The sequence below is a fragment of the Rhodoglobus aureus genome (assembly GCF_039527955.1).
In the GTDB taxonomy this organism is placed as follows: domain Bacteria; phylum Actinomycetota; class Actinomycetes; order Actinomycetales; family Microbacteriaceae; genus Rhodoglobus; species Rhodoglobus aureus.
The window spans coordinates 69,643-85,348 of record NZ_BAAAKW010000029.1 but is presented as its reverse complement, the minus strand read 5'-3'; the positions used below and the strand labels follow the sequence as shown (position 1 = coordinate 85,348).

The window sequence follows — 15,706 nt, the reverse complement described above, 5'->3', positions numbered from 1 at the left end:
TCAGGAGGGTGTTCAAATCTGTCTTCACACGCAGGGTTTAACACCCTCCGCCTCTGATTAACAGCACCCACGCGGCATCCACCTAATAGGACTCACTCATCTAGGGTGCGGATGGTGTTTTCGTTCAGCACTTCGACGCCGTCTCCGATGGCGCCCATCGCGTACTCGTCGTTGAGGGGTGCACCAAGTTTGCGGACGACGATCACGTCGAGGGGGGCATCCATTGCCTGGGCGACCTGCGCCGCTACCGGGACTCCGCCGCGCGGTAACCCCAAGATGATTGGCTTCTCCGCTGCCAGATGCATGAGTCTGGCAGCCAGCTTCTGGCCGGCATCGCAACGATCACGGAACAGCATGGCTTAACTCCCTCACTGGGGAAATGGTTGCACATGAGGGGGGAGAGGTGTGGACTGGTCCCACGAAAACACCCACGGTGCTCGGGTCGGGGGTCGAGCCCTCAAGGAAATTAGGTACATCATGTTTACTCCAACAAGCGCATACTCCGGTTTCAGTGTGGACGACATTGCCGCAGCGAAGACCTTCTATGGCGAGACGCTGGGCCTGACCCTCGCCGACGACGAGATGGGTTCGCTGAGGATGACCCTGCCGGGCGGCGCGGAGGTATTCGTCTACCCGAAGGACGATCACCAACCCGCCAGTTACACGGTGCTGAATTTCGTAGCCGAAGACGTGGAGGCCGCTGTCGACCAGCTGAACAAGCTCGGGGTGCGCACAAAGATTTACGAGAACTCCGGAACAGAAGGCGAGCTCGAGACTGACGAGAACGGCATCGCGCGAGGACACGGGATGCAAATCGCCTGGTTCCTGGATCCGGCAGGCAATGTGCTTTCCGTCTTGAATGGGTAGTTCGCGCAGCTCGGGTGACTACTCGGCCACAAGCGTCCAAGCGCCGTCAGCCTTGACGCTGATGACGGAGGGGCCTGCGCTCAGCGGCACGGTTCCTGAGTAGACGCCGATGTCGTTGACGAGTAGGCCGATCGAGAAGGCTTCGCCGGTTTCTTCGAGCACCATGAAGTTACTTGAGCCATCGTGCGTCGCGGTGAGTTTTCCGGCCGGACCTTCGAAAAGGTACACGCCGTCGCCGGCACCGGATGCTACGAGTGCGGGAGCGGTCGAGAGGGGAGCGATGGTGATCGTCCAGTTTCCGTCGGCTTTGACTTCGAGGGTGGTCGCATCGCTGAAGGAGTTGAAACCGTAGACGCTGATTCCGTCGTAGACACCAATGGTGTTGACGAGCAGGTCGCCTGTGGCGGCGTTGCTCGCGTCGAGTGCGTTGACGACGAAGTTCGACGCGCCATCATGGGTCGCGGTTACGAGTCCAGCTTTTACGCCTTCGGGAAGGGTAATGAGGTTGTCCCCGGTACCGGACTCGGTGATGGTGTCAAAAGTGCCGAAGGTGTCATCTGCCCAGTTCTGCACTGTGTCAGTCTCTTCAGCCGGTGTTTCTGCGTCGAGCTCGGAGTCGGTCGACTGTTCAGTGCTCGTGCTCGGGGCATCCGATGACTGGTTTGCGGCATTGCCGCCGTTGACCGAGCCGGTAATGATCGACAACAGAATCAGGATGCCGGTGACGATCCATGCGATCTTCTTGTGCTTCTCGTAGTCAGCGAGGGGCAGCCCCTGCTTGTCCTTCTGTGCGCCGGTGAGGGTCAGAATGAGGTCGATGAGGTACCAGATTCCAAAACCGCCAAAGGTGATGAGTTTCAGGATGCCGGTGCCAACTTTTCCGAGGTAGAAACGGTCGACTCCGAAGAAGCCGAGCAGCAGCGAGAGCAGCCAGGTTGCAAGAAATGACTTGGAGGATTCTGGTGCCGTAGGAACGGCAGGGATTGGTGGGGGAAGTGCGGAAGAAGGCTGCTGTGTGTCATTGGTCATGATGCTCCTTGATTGGTGATTGGTGATTGGTGATTGGTGATTGGTGGGAGTGAGTTAGCCGCGTGCGACATCGATGACGATGTCGAGGCCGTCGTCGGGGTGGTAACCCCAGGAGGCGCTGAAGCCGTTCCAGTCGGCCGATTGTCGGCCGTCGAGCGCCCGTGTGTTCCTGATGAGACTGAGGGCACTGTCGGGGGTGTTGAGTTCGTCGAGTACGCAGAAGACGTCTTCGAACTCTGCTCCGGATGATTCTTCGCCGAGACTCTGCATTGAGAGGCTCTGGCCTGCATCGCCAACATCAATCCACTGGTTCGTTTCAACCCCGCAAGTTTCGACAGCGGTCGTGATCGGGCTGGGCTGGGCTGCGGAGATGACACCGCCGGCGAGGTTTCCGATGGTGGGGATCACGGCGAGCCCAAGAACTAGGCCGAGCGTGAGCCCGATTCCCGCCCCGACGAGCCCGAATGCGACGGGCTTGACTAGTGAGGAGGCTTGAGGTGACGCGGGTTCGTTTGTCGGGGTTGCGGGTTCTGTCGGAGGCGGGGTGTCTGATTCTGTTGTGGTCATGGTCTCTTCCCTTTCTTCGCGGTCGCTTACTGGAACCGCGGCAGTTCGAGCAGGTTGTTGGTTTCTGTGCCGTCGGCCTCTGTAGTGATGTACTTGAGGTAGTTCGCGCCATCGCGAGTGACGACCCGGGCGCCCGCACCGGTGCCGTTGTTGTAGGTGTAGATGTCTCCGCCGCCATCGATGACGCTGACGATTGTTCCGCGACTCGCCGTCATCAGCGGGCCGGTCTTGGTGCCTGAGTATTTGACGTCGATGATGTGTTGGTTTGTGGTGCCCGGCGTCTGAACGCGAACTTGGCGGATGTACAGCATTGGGTGCTCCTTTGTTCAGCTGTCAGGGCCTCCTGCCGTGACTTAGTGAAGCGTGCAGCACTAGAGCTCATCGCAACGCAAAACTATTGATAAGGGGGCTTATCGCACAATGAATGTAAAATAACTCGCCGTCGAGCTAAGCTCATCGTGTGCCACAGCCGTGCACCACAGCCGTGCACCACAGCCGTGCACCACTGCCGCAGACCGAATCCGAAAGGGGAGTCATGACCGCTACGAAGCCAGACCTGTTCATCTCCCTTTCCGGTATTGCGCGTTTGGCGCAGGTGCAGCGCCCGGTGGTGTCGATGTGGCGTTCTCGGGCTGCGGCATCCGATGCGCCGTTCCCTTCTCCTGTTGCCCAGGATCGTGGCAGTGAGGTTTTTGATGCGCGGCGGGTGGCGGAGTGGTTGGTAGCAACGGGTCGGGGTAATAACCCCGATGTGGTTGCGGATGCTCCCGCTTTCGCCCGGTTTGATGCCACAAGTCGTGGCGATTCGGAGTCTTTTCATGCCCTCACCGCGTTGGTCGCGTTGCGTGCTGCCGCCGATGAGCCCATTGGGGCGTTCGATCGCGAGCAGCTTCTCGATCTTGCCGATGAGGTCGATCCGGATGACACCAGCCTTCAGAGCGAGGTAGTCGCTCCGGGCGATGAGCTTGTTGCGATGGCCCGCTTCGTCGATGTTCTGGTGGATGGCGCCTATGGCGCGTCCGCCGCTTTCGAGTCGCTGCTCGGGGAGCGTTTTCGGGAGGGCAGCAGGGCTCTCTCGCGCACGGCTCTCGAACCGGGGGCCACCGCTCTGGTCAGCGAGCTTGCCATGGAGCTGGCGAGGAGCAACCCTGCCGCCCACCCCAACCAGCCCATATTTGTGGATCCCACCGGCGCGTGCGGCGATCTGCTTATCGCGGTCCTGAAGTCGATCGATGAGAGTGTCGACGCCGCGGCTATCACAGCGAACACGAATGGGTCGGGGGCGCGGCTATTGCGCCGCCGACTCGTAGCGCACCAACTGCCGCACGCTTCACTCGCTGTCTCGAACACGGGTGAGTTCTCCGCGAGTGGTGCGCCGGTGCATGTGGCGCAGTTCCCGCATCCTGAGTCGCCGGTGATGTCGCCGGTGCAGATCCTGTCGGAGATCGACAACATTGTTCTTCAGATGGATGACGCCCAGCGGGCTGTTGTGCTCGCGCCGGCATCCGTGCTGACCGACGCTCGGCTCACGGCTGAGGCGGATGCGATCCGTTCGCAGATTCTCCGTTCCGGCAAGCTTCGGGCGATAGTCCGTCTGCCGCGCGGGCTGGTAACGGGCAACCCACGTCAGGCGCTCGCGCTGTGGGTGTGTGGTCCGGCCCACGAGTCGGTCGCGCGTGCCGACAAGTGGACGATGGTTGCTGATCTGGGCGATGAGCCGCTGTCGGCGGGGATGCGAACCGATCTGGTGAGCGATCTGACGGCAGCAATGGGTGATGAGGCGTCGATCCGTGCTCACGCATTCCGTTTCGCTCGCCCGGTTTCGACGGGTGCTCTTCTGGCACGGTCGGGTTCGTTGGTCGCGTCGACGAAGCCCGTAGTGACGGTGCCGCGCACCACGGCAACGCAGCAGCGCCAGCAGGTGGGGGCTGATTTCCCGGCACGCCTGGATGCGATCATTGCGGCCCTCGGTGAGGAAGCTCCCGAAGCGGTGCGAAATGTCGTTCCCACTGATTCGCCGTTGTCGTTGCCGGCCGCAACGTTGGGCTCGCTTGCTGGTTCGCGCCATGTACGGTGTTTGTCTGGTGCGCGTCTAGCATCAGAGGATCTGCAGGCTGACATCGGTTATGCCGTGATCGGCGTCGACGAGTTGACCGGCCAGGTTGAGGTCGGCGCTCGCCGGATCGACCGGTTGGTATTGGCGGCAGAGTATCCGGCAGCCCGACTGACGGAGCCGGGCGATGTCGTGTTCTGCACGAGCCCGCATCCGAAAGCGTTCGTGGATGCCGCAGGTTTTTCGGTCGTGCGTTATCCGGCACGAATTTTACGCATCAACTCGTCAGACCCGGCGGGTCTCGTCTCAGAGTTGCTGGCGTCGGACATTGCCGAGCAGTCGTCGCGTGAGTGGAAGCGTTGGCTTGTGCGCCGCGTGGTTCCTGCTGAGCGCGCTGGTTTGGCACAGGCGCTGGAGAGTGTCGCGTCCGAGCGGGCTGTGCTTGCTGAGCGGATGCGCACCCTCGTCGATCTCGAAAATCTTCTTGTCGGCGGCGTTGTTGCCGGCACTCTGACTACCCACAACAACCAGATCATTACCGGCAGTGGTGCCGCCATAATTGCCCTACCGGAAGGAACTAACTGATGCCCCCTCGCACCAAGACGAAAACGGATGCTGCTCCGTCGACCATGAAGGAACTGAAAGACACCCTGTGGAAGGCGGCCGATAAGCTGCGCGGTTCGATGGATGCCTCGCAATATAAGGACATCATCCTGGGACTGGTTTTTCTGAAGTATGTGTCAGATGCGTTCGAGGAGCGCCGCGCACAGATCGCGACCGAGCTTGAGGCTGATGGTCTCGGCGAAGATCAGATCGCGCAACTCATCGATGATGTCGATGAGTACACCGGTCATGGGGTCTTCTGGGTTCCGTCCAACTCGCGCTGGGGTTTTCTGTCGGAGAACGCGAAGGGCATTGCGGCGTCGACGGCTGAGCCGACGAAGTCGATCGGTCTGCTGATTGATGAGGCGATGGATGCGATTATGGCGTCGAATCCGGCACTCGCGGCAACTCTTCCGCGTCTCTATAACAAGGACAACCTTGATCAGCGCCGTTTGGGCGAACTGGTGGATCTTTTCAATTCGGCGCGTTTCACCGGGCAGGGTTCGACGCGTGCGCGTGACCTTTTGGGTGAGGTGTATGAGTACTTCTTGGAGAAGTTTGCGGCTGCCGAGGGTAAGCGTGGTGGCGAGTTTTATACGCCTGCTGGTGTGGTGCGGGTGTTGGTGGAGATTCTGGAGCCGACGCATGGTCGTGTCTATGACCCGTGTTGTGGTTCGGGTGGCATGTTTGTGCAGGCGGAGAAGTTCTTGGAGTCGCACAATAAAGAGGGAAGCGACATCTCTGTTTATGGTCAGGAGTTGAATGAGCGCACTTGGCGTTTGGCGAAGATGAACCTCGCCATTCATGGTCTGAATGGCAATTTGGCGAGTCGCTGGGGTGACACGTTCGCGCGCGATCAGCACCCAGATATGCAGGCTGATTTTGTGATGGCGAACCCGCCGTTCAACATCAAGGATTGGGCGCGCAGTGAGAGCGATCCACGCTGGCGCTACGGTGTGCCTCCTGCGGGGAACGCGAACTATGCGTGGATCCAGCACATCATCTCGAAGCTCGCCCCCGGCGGCAGCGCGGGCGTAGTGATGGCGAACGGGTCGATGTCGTCGAACTCCGGTGGCGAGGGCGACATTCGTGCGCAGCTCGTCGAGGCAGACCTTGTGTCGTGCATGGTCGCGTTGCCCACGAGCCTCTTCCGAAGCGTCGCGATCCCGGTTTGTACTTGGTTCTTCACTAAGGACAAGACAGCGGGACAGGGCGGTGCCATCGATCGATCCGGTCACGTCCTTTTTATTGACGCACGAAACCTCGGTCACATGGTCGACCGCAAGGAGCGCGCACTCAGCGACGATGACATCGCGAAGATAGCGGACACATTCCGATCGTGGCGTGGCACGAAGTCGGCGACGGATGCCGGGCTCGTTTATGAAGACGAGGCGGGCTTCAGCTACTCAGCGAGTCTCGCTGAAATCCGGACTTCTCACTATGCACTCACTCCGGGGCGCTACGTCGGCGCGTTGGAAGTGGAAAGCAACTGGGAGGACGCTCAGATGGAGATTGAGAGACTTAGCGCGGAATTGACTCACCAACTTGATGAGTCGGAGCGATTGTCTGGCCTGTTGCGTGACGGACTGCGGAGCGTGTCCGATGTTTAGCGAAAGGCCACTTGGCGACTTCGTGGAGCTGCAGCGTGGTCAGTCTTACAAGAGCGCGCTGTTGGGATTGCCTGGGCCAGTTCTTTTGGGGTTGGGAACGATAAACCGGAATGGTGGTTTTCGTGGGCAAAACCTCAAGACCTACGGTGGCGAATCTGTGGGGCGCACACTTTTGGGTCCAGGAGATCTCTATGTTTCCCTCAAGGATGTAACTCACGCTGCCGACCTCTTAGGGGCGGTAGCGAGGGTTCCGGCCTCTGTAGAAAGCGGCAGACTTACGCAAGATACGATTCGGCTCGACATCGACGACAGCGTCGTAGATCGTAACTTTCTATATTGGGCACTACAAGCGCCCCGATACCGTGCTTACTGTCGAGCTAGGGGGACTGGAACTACCAATCTTGACTTGAGTCGGGACGACTTCCTTACCTTCACGGTCTCATTGCCGAGCCGCGCCCAACAGCACGCGGTAGCGGAGGTGCTCGGGGCGTTCGATGACAAGATAGCCGCTAATAGCGCTACAGCTTCGACGGCTTGGGATCTAGCTCGGGCTGAGTTCGCAAGGATAGTCGTGTCTTCAACTGAACCGGGAATTTTGGGTGAGCTGTTGCGGCTCGAGTACGGTAAATCACTGCCTGCACCGGCTCGGGAAGCTGGGGAGGTTCGTGTAGTCGGTAGCGGTGGAGTGGTCGGACGACACTCGGTGGCGATCGTAAATCAAAGCGGCGTCGTTGTCGGGCGCAAGGGCACGGCGGGCGCTGTCCATTGGATCGATGGGCCCCACTGGCCCATCGATACAACATTCTTCGCCAGGCCCGTTTCACCCGGAGTTAGCCAGCAATACGCCTATTTCTTGCTCAGCAGCTTGAAGCTTGACCAGCTAAATTCAGACTCAGCGGTGCCCGGCTTGAACCGTGCTGAAGCAGAAGCAATCAAGATGCTCATCCCGAGAGAGGAAGCGCGTGCCAGCTTCACGGCCTCGGCTGCACCGCTCATTGAGTTGGCATCTCAGATGGCCCGCGAGTCAAGCGCTCTCGCCAAGCTGCGCGACACCCTGCTCCCCGAGCTTATGTCGGGCAGGCTCCGGGTGAAAGACGCTGAGAAGAAGACCGAAGAGGTCATGTGATAGTCGGAATGTCAGAAGCAGCATGGGCACAACCCGCCCTCGACACCCTTGGAGAAATCTGACATGTCGCCAAAACCAGCATGGTGGCATGTGCTTCAGGGCTCAAAGAATGAGGTGCGGCTCGCAGTTGACCTTTACAACCGTTCCGGCAATGAACGGCAATTAGAGGCATTCATTGTTCATATGTCGATGGGATGGCTCAAGCTACTTCAAGCAAATGCTCTGAAAAATAACGGAGACCCTTACATCCGAGGCAAGGGCGGTCGGCGAGTAAGCCACCCGGACGGTGATTGGACCTACAAGTCACTACACACGATGGCATACGAGTACTTTTCAGCGAACGATGCTCGAGCCGCGAACCTCACCTTTTTTACTGGTTTACGTAATCGGATCGAACATCGCCACGAAAAAAACATAGCTTCATTCGTTAGCGGTAGGACGCAGTCAAACCTGCTCAATTACGAGTCCGTCCTAGTCGAGATTTTTGGAGAAGACGAGGGTCTAGGCAGTGAACTCCGTTTTCCGCTATTCGTCTCGACCATTACAGGAGATGGCATTAAGGCGGTGAAAGCAGTACGCGCAGCGGTGCCGAAGGGGCTCCTTGAGTGGATACAGGATTTCGACACTGGGGTCGATGAGTCCGTCACGCGAGATCAGGGCTTCGAGTTCCGTGTCTTCCTGCTTCCGCACACCGGACCCAAATCTGAAGCCGATGCTTCAATGACGTTCGTACGAGAGAGCGAGCTCGATGACAGCGAGCGCAAAGTTCTCGATCAGGTTCGCACGGTCATTCGCGAGAAGCAGGTCCCAGTCGATTCACTCGGCTCGATGCGTGCCGGACAGGTCGTCGACGCTGTACGTGAACGGGTTCCTAATTTCACCATGCATTGGCATACGAGAGCTTGGAAGTTTTTCAATGCAAGGCCGGACACAAAAAACAAGAACAGAACATCAACGCGATCCGACTTTTGCAGATACAGCGCGCCGTTTGAACAGTACGTTTACACCCAGAGTTGGGTCGATTTTCTGATCCGAAAGTTTGGCGATGCATCGCTTCGAGACGAGATTCTCGGCCGCAAGCCCCAGAGCACGGAGAAAATATGACGTTCAGTTTCAGCGAAGCAGCCTGGGAACAACTCACCCTCGACACCCTCGGAGAGCTGGGTTGGCTCCCGCTCACCGGCGACAAGATCGCCCCAGGTTCAAACGAGCGCGATAGCTGGGACGAGCTCCTCATCCGCCCTCGTCTGCTCGCAGCGCTCCAGAAGTTCAACCCCGACGTGCCCGCGCAATACCTTGCGCAAGCCGTCGCCGAGATTGCAGCACCGAAGTCGAAAGATGCGATCGCCGAGAACCTTCGCATCCACCAATACCTTGTCGACGGGTTCCGGATCAGCTACATCGATTCGGACGGGGTCGAAGCTAACCCCACCATCAGCCTGCTCTCTGCCGACCCCGACCAGAACGACTGGCTCGCCGTCAACCAAGTCACCCTCATCCAAGGCGACTACAAACGACGCTTCGACCTCGTGCTCTACTGCAACGGCATGCCCGTCAGCATCATCGAACTCAAAAAAGCTGGCAGCAAAACCGCGGACGTCGCCTCCGCCCACGCCCAACTCGGCACCTACCTCCGCGAATTCCCCCTCGCCTTCCGGTTTTGCGTCTTCACCCTCGCCAGCGACGGACTCGACGCCAAATACGGCACCCCCTTCACCCCCTTCAACCACTACGCACCCTGGAACGTAGACGACGACGGCGCCCCCGTCGCCCCCAACCGCAGCATCGACGGCGAAACCGTCACCGGCCTCGAAGACGCCATCGACGGGCTCTACAACCAAGACCGCTTTCTGCAACTGCTGCGCAACTACACCGCCTTCGACGAAAACGCTGACGGCCTCACCAAACGCATCGCCAAACCCCACCAATACTTCGCCGTCTCCAAAGCCATCGGCAGCACCGTGCAAGCCGTCGAATCCAACGGAAAAGCGGGCGTCGTCTGGCACACCCAAGGCTCCGGCAAATCCATGGAAATGGAGCTCTACGCCAACCTCGTCACCCGGCACCCCAAACTCAAAAACCCCACCATCGTCGTCATCACCGACCGCACCGAACTCGACGGCCAACTCTTCCAAACCTTTGCCCAGAGCATGCTGCTCGCCGAAAAACCCCAACAAATCAAAAGCCGCACCCAACTGCGCGACGAAATAGGCAACCGCACCACCGGCGGCATCTACTTCACCACCCTGCAAAAGTTCGGACGCACCGACAACGAACGCGCCACCGGCACCGAACACCCCCTCCTCTCCGACCGCCGCAACGTCATCGTCATCGTCGACGAAGCCCACCGCAGCCACTACGACGACCTCGACGGCTACGCCCGCCACCTGCGCGACGCCCTCCCCAACGCCACCCTCATCGCCTTCACCGGCACCCCCATCTCCTTTGACGACCGCAACACCCGCGACGTCTTCGGCGACTACATCGACATCTACGACCTCACGCGCGCCGTCGACGACAACGCCACCGTGCCCGTCTACTTCGAACCCCGCCTCATCAAAGTCAGCCTCGCCGACACCATCACCCAAGAAGAATTGGATGCCGCCGCCGACGACGCCACCCTCGCCCTCGACGACACCGAACGTGCCCGCATCGAAGCATCCGTCGCCGTCGTCAACGCCATCTACGGAGCCCCCGAACGACTCGAAGCCCTCGCCGCCGACCTCGTCACTCACTGGGAAGAACGCCGCACACGGATGCTCCCCTTCATCGAAGCCCCCGGCAAAGCCCTCATCGTGGGCGCCACCCGCGAAATCTGCGCCCGCCTCTACGACCAGATCATCAAGTTGCGACCCGAATGGCACTCCGACGACCTCACCGCCGGCACAATCAAAGTCGTCTACTCCGGAACCCCCTCCGACCCCTCACCGATCGTCGAACACGTGCGCCGCCCCTCCCAAAACGACGCCATCAAAACACGCCTCAAAGACGTAGACGACGAACTCGAGCTCGTCATCGTGCAAAACATGATGCTCACCGGCTTCGACGCACCACCACTCCATACCCTCTACCTCGACCGCCCCCTCAAAGGCGCACTGCTCATGCAGACCCTCGCGCGCGTCAACCGCACGTTCCGCGGAAAACAAGACGGACTCCTCGTCGCCTACGCACCCCTCGTCGACAACCTCAAAGACGCCCTCGCCGAATACACAAAAAGCGACCAAAAGAACAAACCTATCGGCCGCTCCGTCGACGAAGCCGTCACGCTCGCAACCGAACTCGTCAACAAACTTCGTGAACTGCTGGCCGGGTATGACTGGCGCACAGTGCTCGATAAGCGCGGACCCAAGGCCTACCTGAACGCCGCCAGCGGTGGCGCGAACTACCTGCGCAGCGTCGGGACTCCGGGCAATGAACCGTCGCTGGGTGACGAGACTTTGGCGGCCCGCTACCGCAGATTCTCCGGACAGCTCGCCCGCGCCTGGGCACTCGCCAGTGGACGCACCAATCTGGCAAACCTGCACCCCGAAATCTCGTTCTACGAAGAAGTGCGCGTCTGGATGGCCAAATTCGACGCCATGGATCGCCAGAGCCGCGGCGAACCCGTACCCGAAGACATCCAACGCCTCCTCGGACAACTCATCGCCGAAGCCACGGATGCCGGAGAAGTGTTCGACATCTACGATGCGGCCGGCATGCCCAAGCCTTCGCTCAGTGACCTCACACCCGAGTTCGTTGCCACAACGCAGAAGGCGCGCAACCCGCAGCTAGCAATTGAAGCGCTACGCAAGATGCTCACCGAAGAATCGACCAACGTCACCCGCAACAACATGATTCGCCAGCGGGCATTCTCCGAACGCATCACCGAACTCATGAATAAGTACACCAACCAACAACTGACATCGGCCGAGGTCATTGCCGAGCTGGTTGCTTTGGCTCGCGAAGTTGCGCTCGAAGGTAAGCGTGGGGAAACGTTCTCACCGTCGCTGTCATCGGACGAGCTCGCGTTCTATGACGCTGTAGCCCAGAACGAATCTGCCGTTGAAGTGCAGGGTGATGGCAAGCTCGCGGCCATTGCGCGCGGCCTCGTTGAGGTGATGCGGCGCGACGTGCGAACCGACTGGACAGTGCGCGACGATGTGCGCGCCAAACTGCGTTCGTCAATCAAACGGCTACTCGTGATCAACGGGTATCCGCCAGACAAGCAGCCCGAAGCAATCAAATTGGTCATGGAACAAATGGAATCGATGGCGCCGCGGTATGCCGCCGAGCGGGAGGCGGGGGCGTGAAGACAATGAGCTACACGCGGGCCGGCTTGTGCACCGTAGCGTCTCGACTTAGTCCGATCCATTCGGCCAGGAAGGGCCGACTGTGAAATTTTTCCTAAGAATTCTTGGTGGCGTGTTCATCCTGATCGGGCTTGGCACTCTCTCTAACAATATTTGGGGCGATGGGCCGGGGGGAGCACTGTCCGTTGCCGAGGATATAGCTAGTGTGCTCGATTCGCTTCTTGCGTTCGGGGCTTCCTATGCCTTCTTCGCATTGGCCTCTAAACGGGAGGCGCGCGAACAAGCCGACGCTGCTCGTGAGGCAGCTTATAAAGTCATTGAGCCCTATACGCAGCACTCGTTATATTCGACTCCGCGTGCTGTTCACCCCGCCTCGCCGCCGCCGCCGCCGCAGGCAGGTTGGCCAGCCAAGCCCACAGAAGAACACCGAAACAGTGCCTCAGCAATAGACCGGGAGCCAGATGTCGATTCGCCGGCAAAGTCGAGAGTGGAGGTCCATGGCTATATGGAAGAGTTCGCCGTGAACCCCACGGTCAAGGTCCTCTGGAACGGAGTCGAAGTCGGGAGCGTTAGTCGATTCGAAACATTCATCTTTGGAATTGATGCCGATGGAGAGATTAGCTTTAGGACCCCAACCCGATCTACCTCCCGTCAGATTAAGGCTGGGAGTGATACGAAGATCAGGATCGCGTGGGACTCCGAGACAGGTGCGCTGAGTCATTATCTACTTGGGCCCATCTGGCGAGGATAAGGTCCACGCAAAATATCGCCCGCGACCATCCAGCGGTGCGCCTCGGCTGATATTATCGCCGCGCTAGTTGGAGTGGCAGCTGCTGTAGCCGATGAGATTAAGCGTTGCGAGATTTTGGCCCCGTGCTCTGATCCGATGAACTCGCGTTCTATGCGACGCAGTGCGCGGTACGGCGCGAGGCGGGGCGTAGCTCACCCGCTGATCCATGCTCCTCAACCGGATTAGCATACTCCGGCACTTCGCCTCGGCGGGCCGGGGCTTCCCTTCGCGAACTATACAGAAAATTAGCTGTGGAAAAGAGAAGCGCCATGAGCCGGATCTTGTGCGTGGGCAGGGAAGGGTTCGGTTGCTGCCACAGGCTGCCGCGTCTACTTCTCAACGATGGCGAGCGACTCCGAAAAAATCACGGAGGCTCGCGATACGATGAAGCACATAGTGACGGGACCACAATGTTAACCATGCACAAGCGCTATGAACTTACAGTTTCGCTGAGCTTCGCCGACAGCCGAGCCGTTCAGATCGACCAAGTCGTGCCCCGGTTAGAAGAGAGTTTGGCGGTGACCCTCAAGAGCTACCCTGCGGCGACGGCCTACTTTGTCAGAGGAGATGAAGCCGAAGTTGAGATCGTTGTGGGCTTCCGTTTTGAGAACATGCTTGCGAACAACATGCGATCCACGGCTGACGAAATAATTCAGTCGAGCATGCGTGCAATCTCGCGCAGCTCGGGATCCAACTTCGAAGTAACTTGCGAGGAATCTACCCTCGTCCCCGCATGATCGCCAAAGGCGTAGGGCAAGCCACCGCCTCCTCCGCGGGGTTTTGTCACAGTGCGGTTGTCACCAGCTACGTATGCCCTTGCTATACGTATAGCATGACTGTACGGTTGAAGCTGTGATCAAGTCGTTTCGCCGCAAAGGTCTCGAAACGTTCTTCACGACGGGAAAGAAGTCGGGGATACGGCCAGATCACGCCAACAAACTTCAGAGACAGCTCGCGGTGCTCGACAACGCTCAGTCGATTAACGACATCCCCGCATCGTGGAGACCGCATGCGCTGAGTGGCGCTTCAGCTGCAGGGCGCGACGTGACGGGTCACCACGCGATTTGGGTGAGCGGCAACTGGAGGGTGGTCTTCATGTTTGAGGGCACCGACGTTTACCTTCTGGACTACCTCGACTATCACTAGAACGGAGCAGGAACGATGAGCATGCACAACCCTCCCCACCCCGGCCTGTTGCTGGAGGATTACCTTGGCGACATCAGCCTCGCTGAAGCCGCTCGACGACTTGGTGTCACGCGGGCGACCCTGTCGCGCATCCGCAATGGTCATGCATCAGTCACAGCGGATATGGCTGTGCGCCTCGGAATCTTGCTCGGCACCAGCGCTGAACTTTGGCTCGGCATGCAGACCGCGTACGACCTGTGGGTGGAGCGCCAGAAGCCGCAACGCAATGTTTTTCCCCTAGCGAGCTGAGCTCGTGGTTGCCGCTGAGAATACTTCCGACCACACCGCTGTACACGCGGCGACGTGGTTGACGCGCAACCAGGTGCCTACGGGTGCAGCCCGCACGCCAGAAGAACTGGATCGCCAGATTGCGTCTGAACGCGACGGGTGGCAGTGAGCGCCGCTCCAACTCCACAGGAATCGGAGACACTTGCCCTTCCCCGCGACGCAACACAGTAGCGTTGACGCATGACGGTACTCACCCCAGCACTGCTTGATCGCATCCGTTCGCGCGCCGCACGCTACGACCGCGAGAACATCTTCTTCACCGAAGACCTGCAAGAGTTGCGTGCCGTCGGCTACCTCAAGCCACGCAGCCTGCGTGAACTCTCCGACGACCAGCGACTCCTCGCCGCCTACGCTCCCGCCACCGCGCTCGGCATCAACATGCACCTCGTGTGGATCGGCGTCGCCTGGGCCCTCCACGAACGCGGCGACACCAGCCTCGACTGGCTACTCGCAGACGCCGAAGCCGGCGAAGTATTCGCCTTCGGCCTCAGTGAACCCGGCAACGACCTCGTCATGTGGGACTCCCTCACCACCGCCGAAACCGTCGAAGGCGGTTACACGTTCACCGGCACGAAGGTCTCCACCTCACTCTCGCCGGCGTGGACCCAGCTCGGAACGTTCGGCAAGCACATCGCCGAGGACGGCACCGAAACCCTCGTGCACGGCTTCATCGAGCGATCAGCCCCCGGCTGGCGCTCCCTCGACGACTGGGACACCCTCGGCATGCGCGCCACCCAAAGTCACACCACCGTGCTCGACGGCGCCTTCGTTCCCAGCAACCGAGTCGCTCGTGTGCTGCCCGTCGGCCCCAACACCGACCCGTTCATCTTCGCCGTGTTCGCCAACTTCTTGCCGCTCATCGCCTCCGTCTATGCGGGGCTCGCCGACCGCGCCCTCGAACTCGGAGTCGAAGCACTGCAGAAGCGCAGCTCGGCCATTACCGGTGACGCGTACTCCGAGCATCCGGACCTGCGGTGGCGTATGGCAGATGCGGCGCTCGCCCTCGACGCGATTGAACCGCAACTGCACAGCGTCGTCGACGACGTTGACGGGCTCGTTGATCACGGCTCGGGATGGTTCCGCAAACTGACCGGCCTCAAGCACCGCACCACGGAAACCGCTCGTCACGTCGTTGACGAAGTAATGCGCTCCGCTGGGGGAGGAGCGTTCCGCAGCAGCAGTGAACTCGCTCGTCTGCAACGCGATGTGCTCGCGGGCATCTACCACCCCTCTAACCCCGAGTCGGTGCATCGGACTGTTGCTGGCGACTTGTTCGGCGACTAGACCGTTGCTAAGCGA

General features: G+C 59.8%; 14 protein-coding genes. 10 read left to right on the top strand and 4 right to left on the bottom strand.

All coding sequences use genetic code 11. The features are described from left to right. Positions 1-92: 92 nt before the first annotated feature. Positions 93-356, bottom strand: a complete 264-nt coding sequence (locus tag ABD112_RS08245) for a phosphoribosyltransferase family protein (RefSeq protein ID WP_343924879.1) — start codon at positions 354-356, stop codon at positions 93-95. Positions 357-477: 121 nt separating this feature from the next. Here ABD112_RS08245 and ABD112_RS08240 point away from each other — a divergent pair, with 121 nt between their 5' ends. Further along, complete coding sequence (locus tag ABD112_RS08240; protein ID WP_343924877.1) at positions 478-867, top strand: VOC family protein; 390 nt, start codon at positions 478-480, stop codon at positions 865-867. An 18-nt stretch (positions 868-885) separates the two neighbouring features. Here the strand turns inward: ABD112_RS08240 and ABD112_RS08235 are convergent, their stop codons facing one another. Genes ABD112_RS08235 through ABD112_RS08225 form a run of 3 tightly spaced genes read right to left on the bottom strand, consistent with a single transcriptional unit; the run spans position 886 to position 2,774 of the window. Then, positions 886-1,896: a TM2 domain-containing protein gene (locus ABD112_RS08235; protein ID WP_343924875.1), complete on the bottom strand. Its 1,011-nt coding sequence runs from the start codon at positions 1,894-1,896 to the stop codon at positions 886-888. Positions 1,897-1,950: 54 nt separating this feature from the next. Beyond that, positions 1,951-2,463 carry a hypothetical protein gene (locus tag ABD112_RS08230; protein ID WP_343924873.1) on the bottom strand — a complete coding sequence of 171 codons (513 nt, stop codon included), beginning with the start codon at positions 2,461-2,463 and terminating at the stop codon, positions 1,951-1,953. Positions 2,464-2,489: 26 nt separating this feature from the next. Then, on the bottom strand, positions 2,490-2,774 hold the full coding sequence (locus tag ABD112_RS08225) for a DUF3892 domain-containing protein (protein WP_343924871.1): 285 nt from the start codon (positions 2,772-2,774) through the stop codon (positions 2,490-2,492). Between the two features lie 224 nt (positions 2,775-2,998). Here ABD112_RS08225 and ABD112_RS08220 point away from each other — a divergent pair, with 224 nt between their 5' ends. The 9 genes from ABD112_RS08220 (at position 2,999) to ABD112_RS08180 (ending at position 15,691) form a co-directional block, all read left to right on the top strand. Further along, entirely contained in the window at positions 2,999-5,101 is a 2,103-nt protein-coding gene (locus ABD112_RS08220) for a hypothetical protein (RefSeq protein ID WP_343924869.1), read from the top strand. Beyond that, a complete protein-coding gene (locus tag ABD112_RS08215; protein ID WP_343924867.1) occupies positions 5,101-6,729 on the top strand; it encodes a class I SAM-dependent DNA methyltransferase in 1,629 nt (542 codons plus the stop codon). The genes ABD112_RS08220 and ABD112_RS08215 overlap by 1 nt, the downstream gene beginning before the upstream one ends. Positions 6,730-7,300: 571 nt before the next feature. Then, positions 7,301-7,855 (top strand): restriction endonuclease subunit S domain-containing protein, encoded by a 555-nt coding sequence (locus ABD112_RS08210; protein ID WP_343924865.1) that lies wholly within the window; start codon positions 7,301-7,303, stop codon positions 7,853-7,855. Positions 7,856-7,918: 63 nt separating this feature from the next. Beyond that, positions 7,919-8,959 (top strand): DUF3644 domain-containing protein, encoded by a 1,041-nt coding sequence (locus ABD112_RS08205; protein ID WP_343924863.1) that lies wholly within the window; start codon positions 7,919-7,921, stop codon positions 8,957-8,959. Then, positions 8,956-12,144, top strand: coding sequence for a type I restriction endonuclease subunit R (locus ABD112_RS08200; RefSeq protein WP_343924861.1), 3,189 nt, complete (start codon positions 8,956-8,958; stop codon positions 12,142-12,144). Before ABD112_RS08205 ends, ABD112_RS08200 begins: the two co-directional genes overlap by 4 nt. A gap of 1,209 nt (positions 12,145-13,353) precedes the next feature. Continuing rightward, entirely contained in the window at positions 13,354-13,671 is a 318-nt protein-coding gene (locus ABD112_RS08195; RefSeq protein WP_343924859.1) for a hypothetical protein, read from the top strand. Positions 13,672-13,786: 115 nt separating this feature from the next. After that, positions 13,787-14,080 (top strand): type II toxin-antitoxin system RelE/ParE family toxin, encoded by a 294-nt coding sequence (locus ABD112_RS08190; RefSeq protein ID WP_343924858.1) that lies wholly within the window; start codon positions 13,787-13,789, stop codon positions 14,078-14,080. Positions 14,081-14,095: 15 nt separating this feature from the next. Continuing rightward, complete coding sequence (locus ABD112_RS08185) at positions 14,096-14,368, top strand: HigA family addiction module antitoxin (protein WP_343924856.1); 273 nt, start codon at positions 14,096-14,098, stop codon at positions 14,366-14,368. Between the two features lie 219 nt (positions 14,369-14,587). Beyond that, positions 14,588-15,691 carry an acyl-CoA dehydrogenase family protein gene (locus ABD112_RS08180; RefSeq protein WP_343924854.1) on the top strand — a complete coding sequence of 368 codons (1,104 nt, stop codon included), beginning with the start codon at positions 14,588-14,590 and terminating at the stop codon, positions 15,689-15,691. Positions 15,692-15,706: the final 15 nt, after the last annotated feature.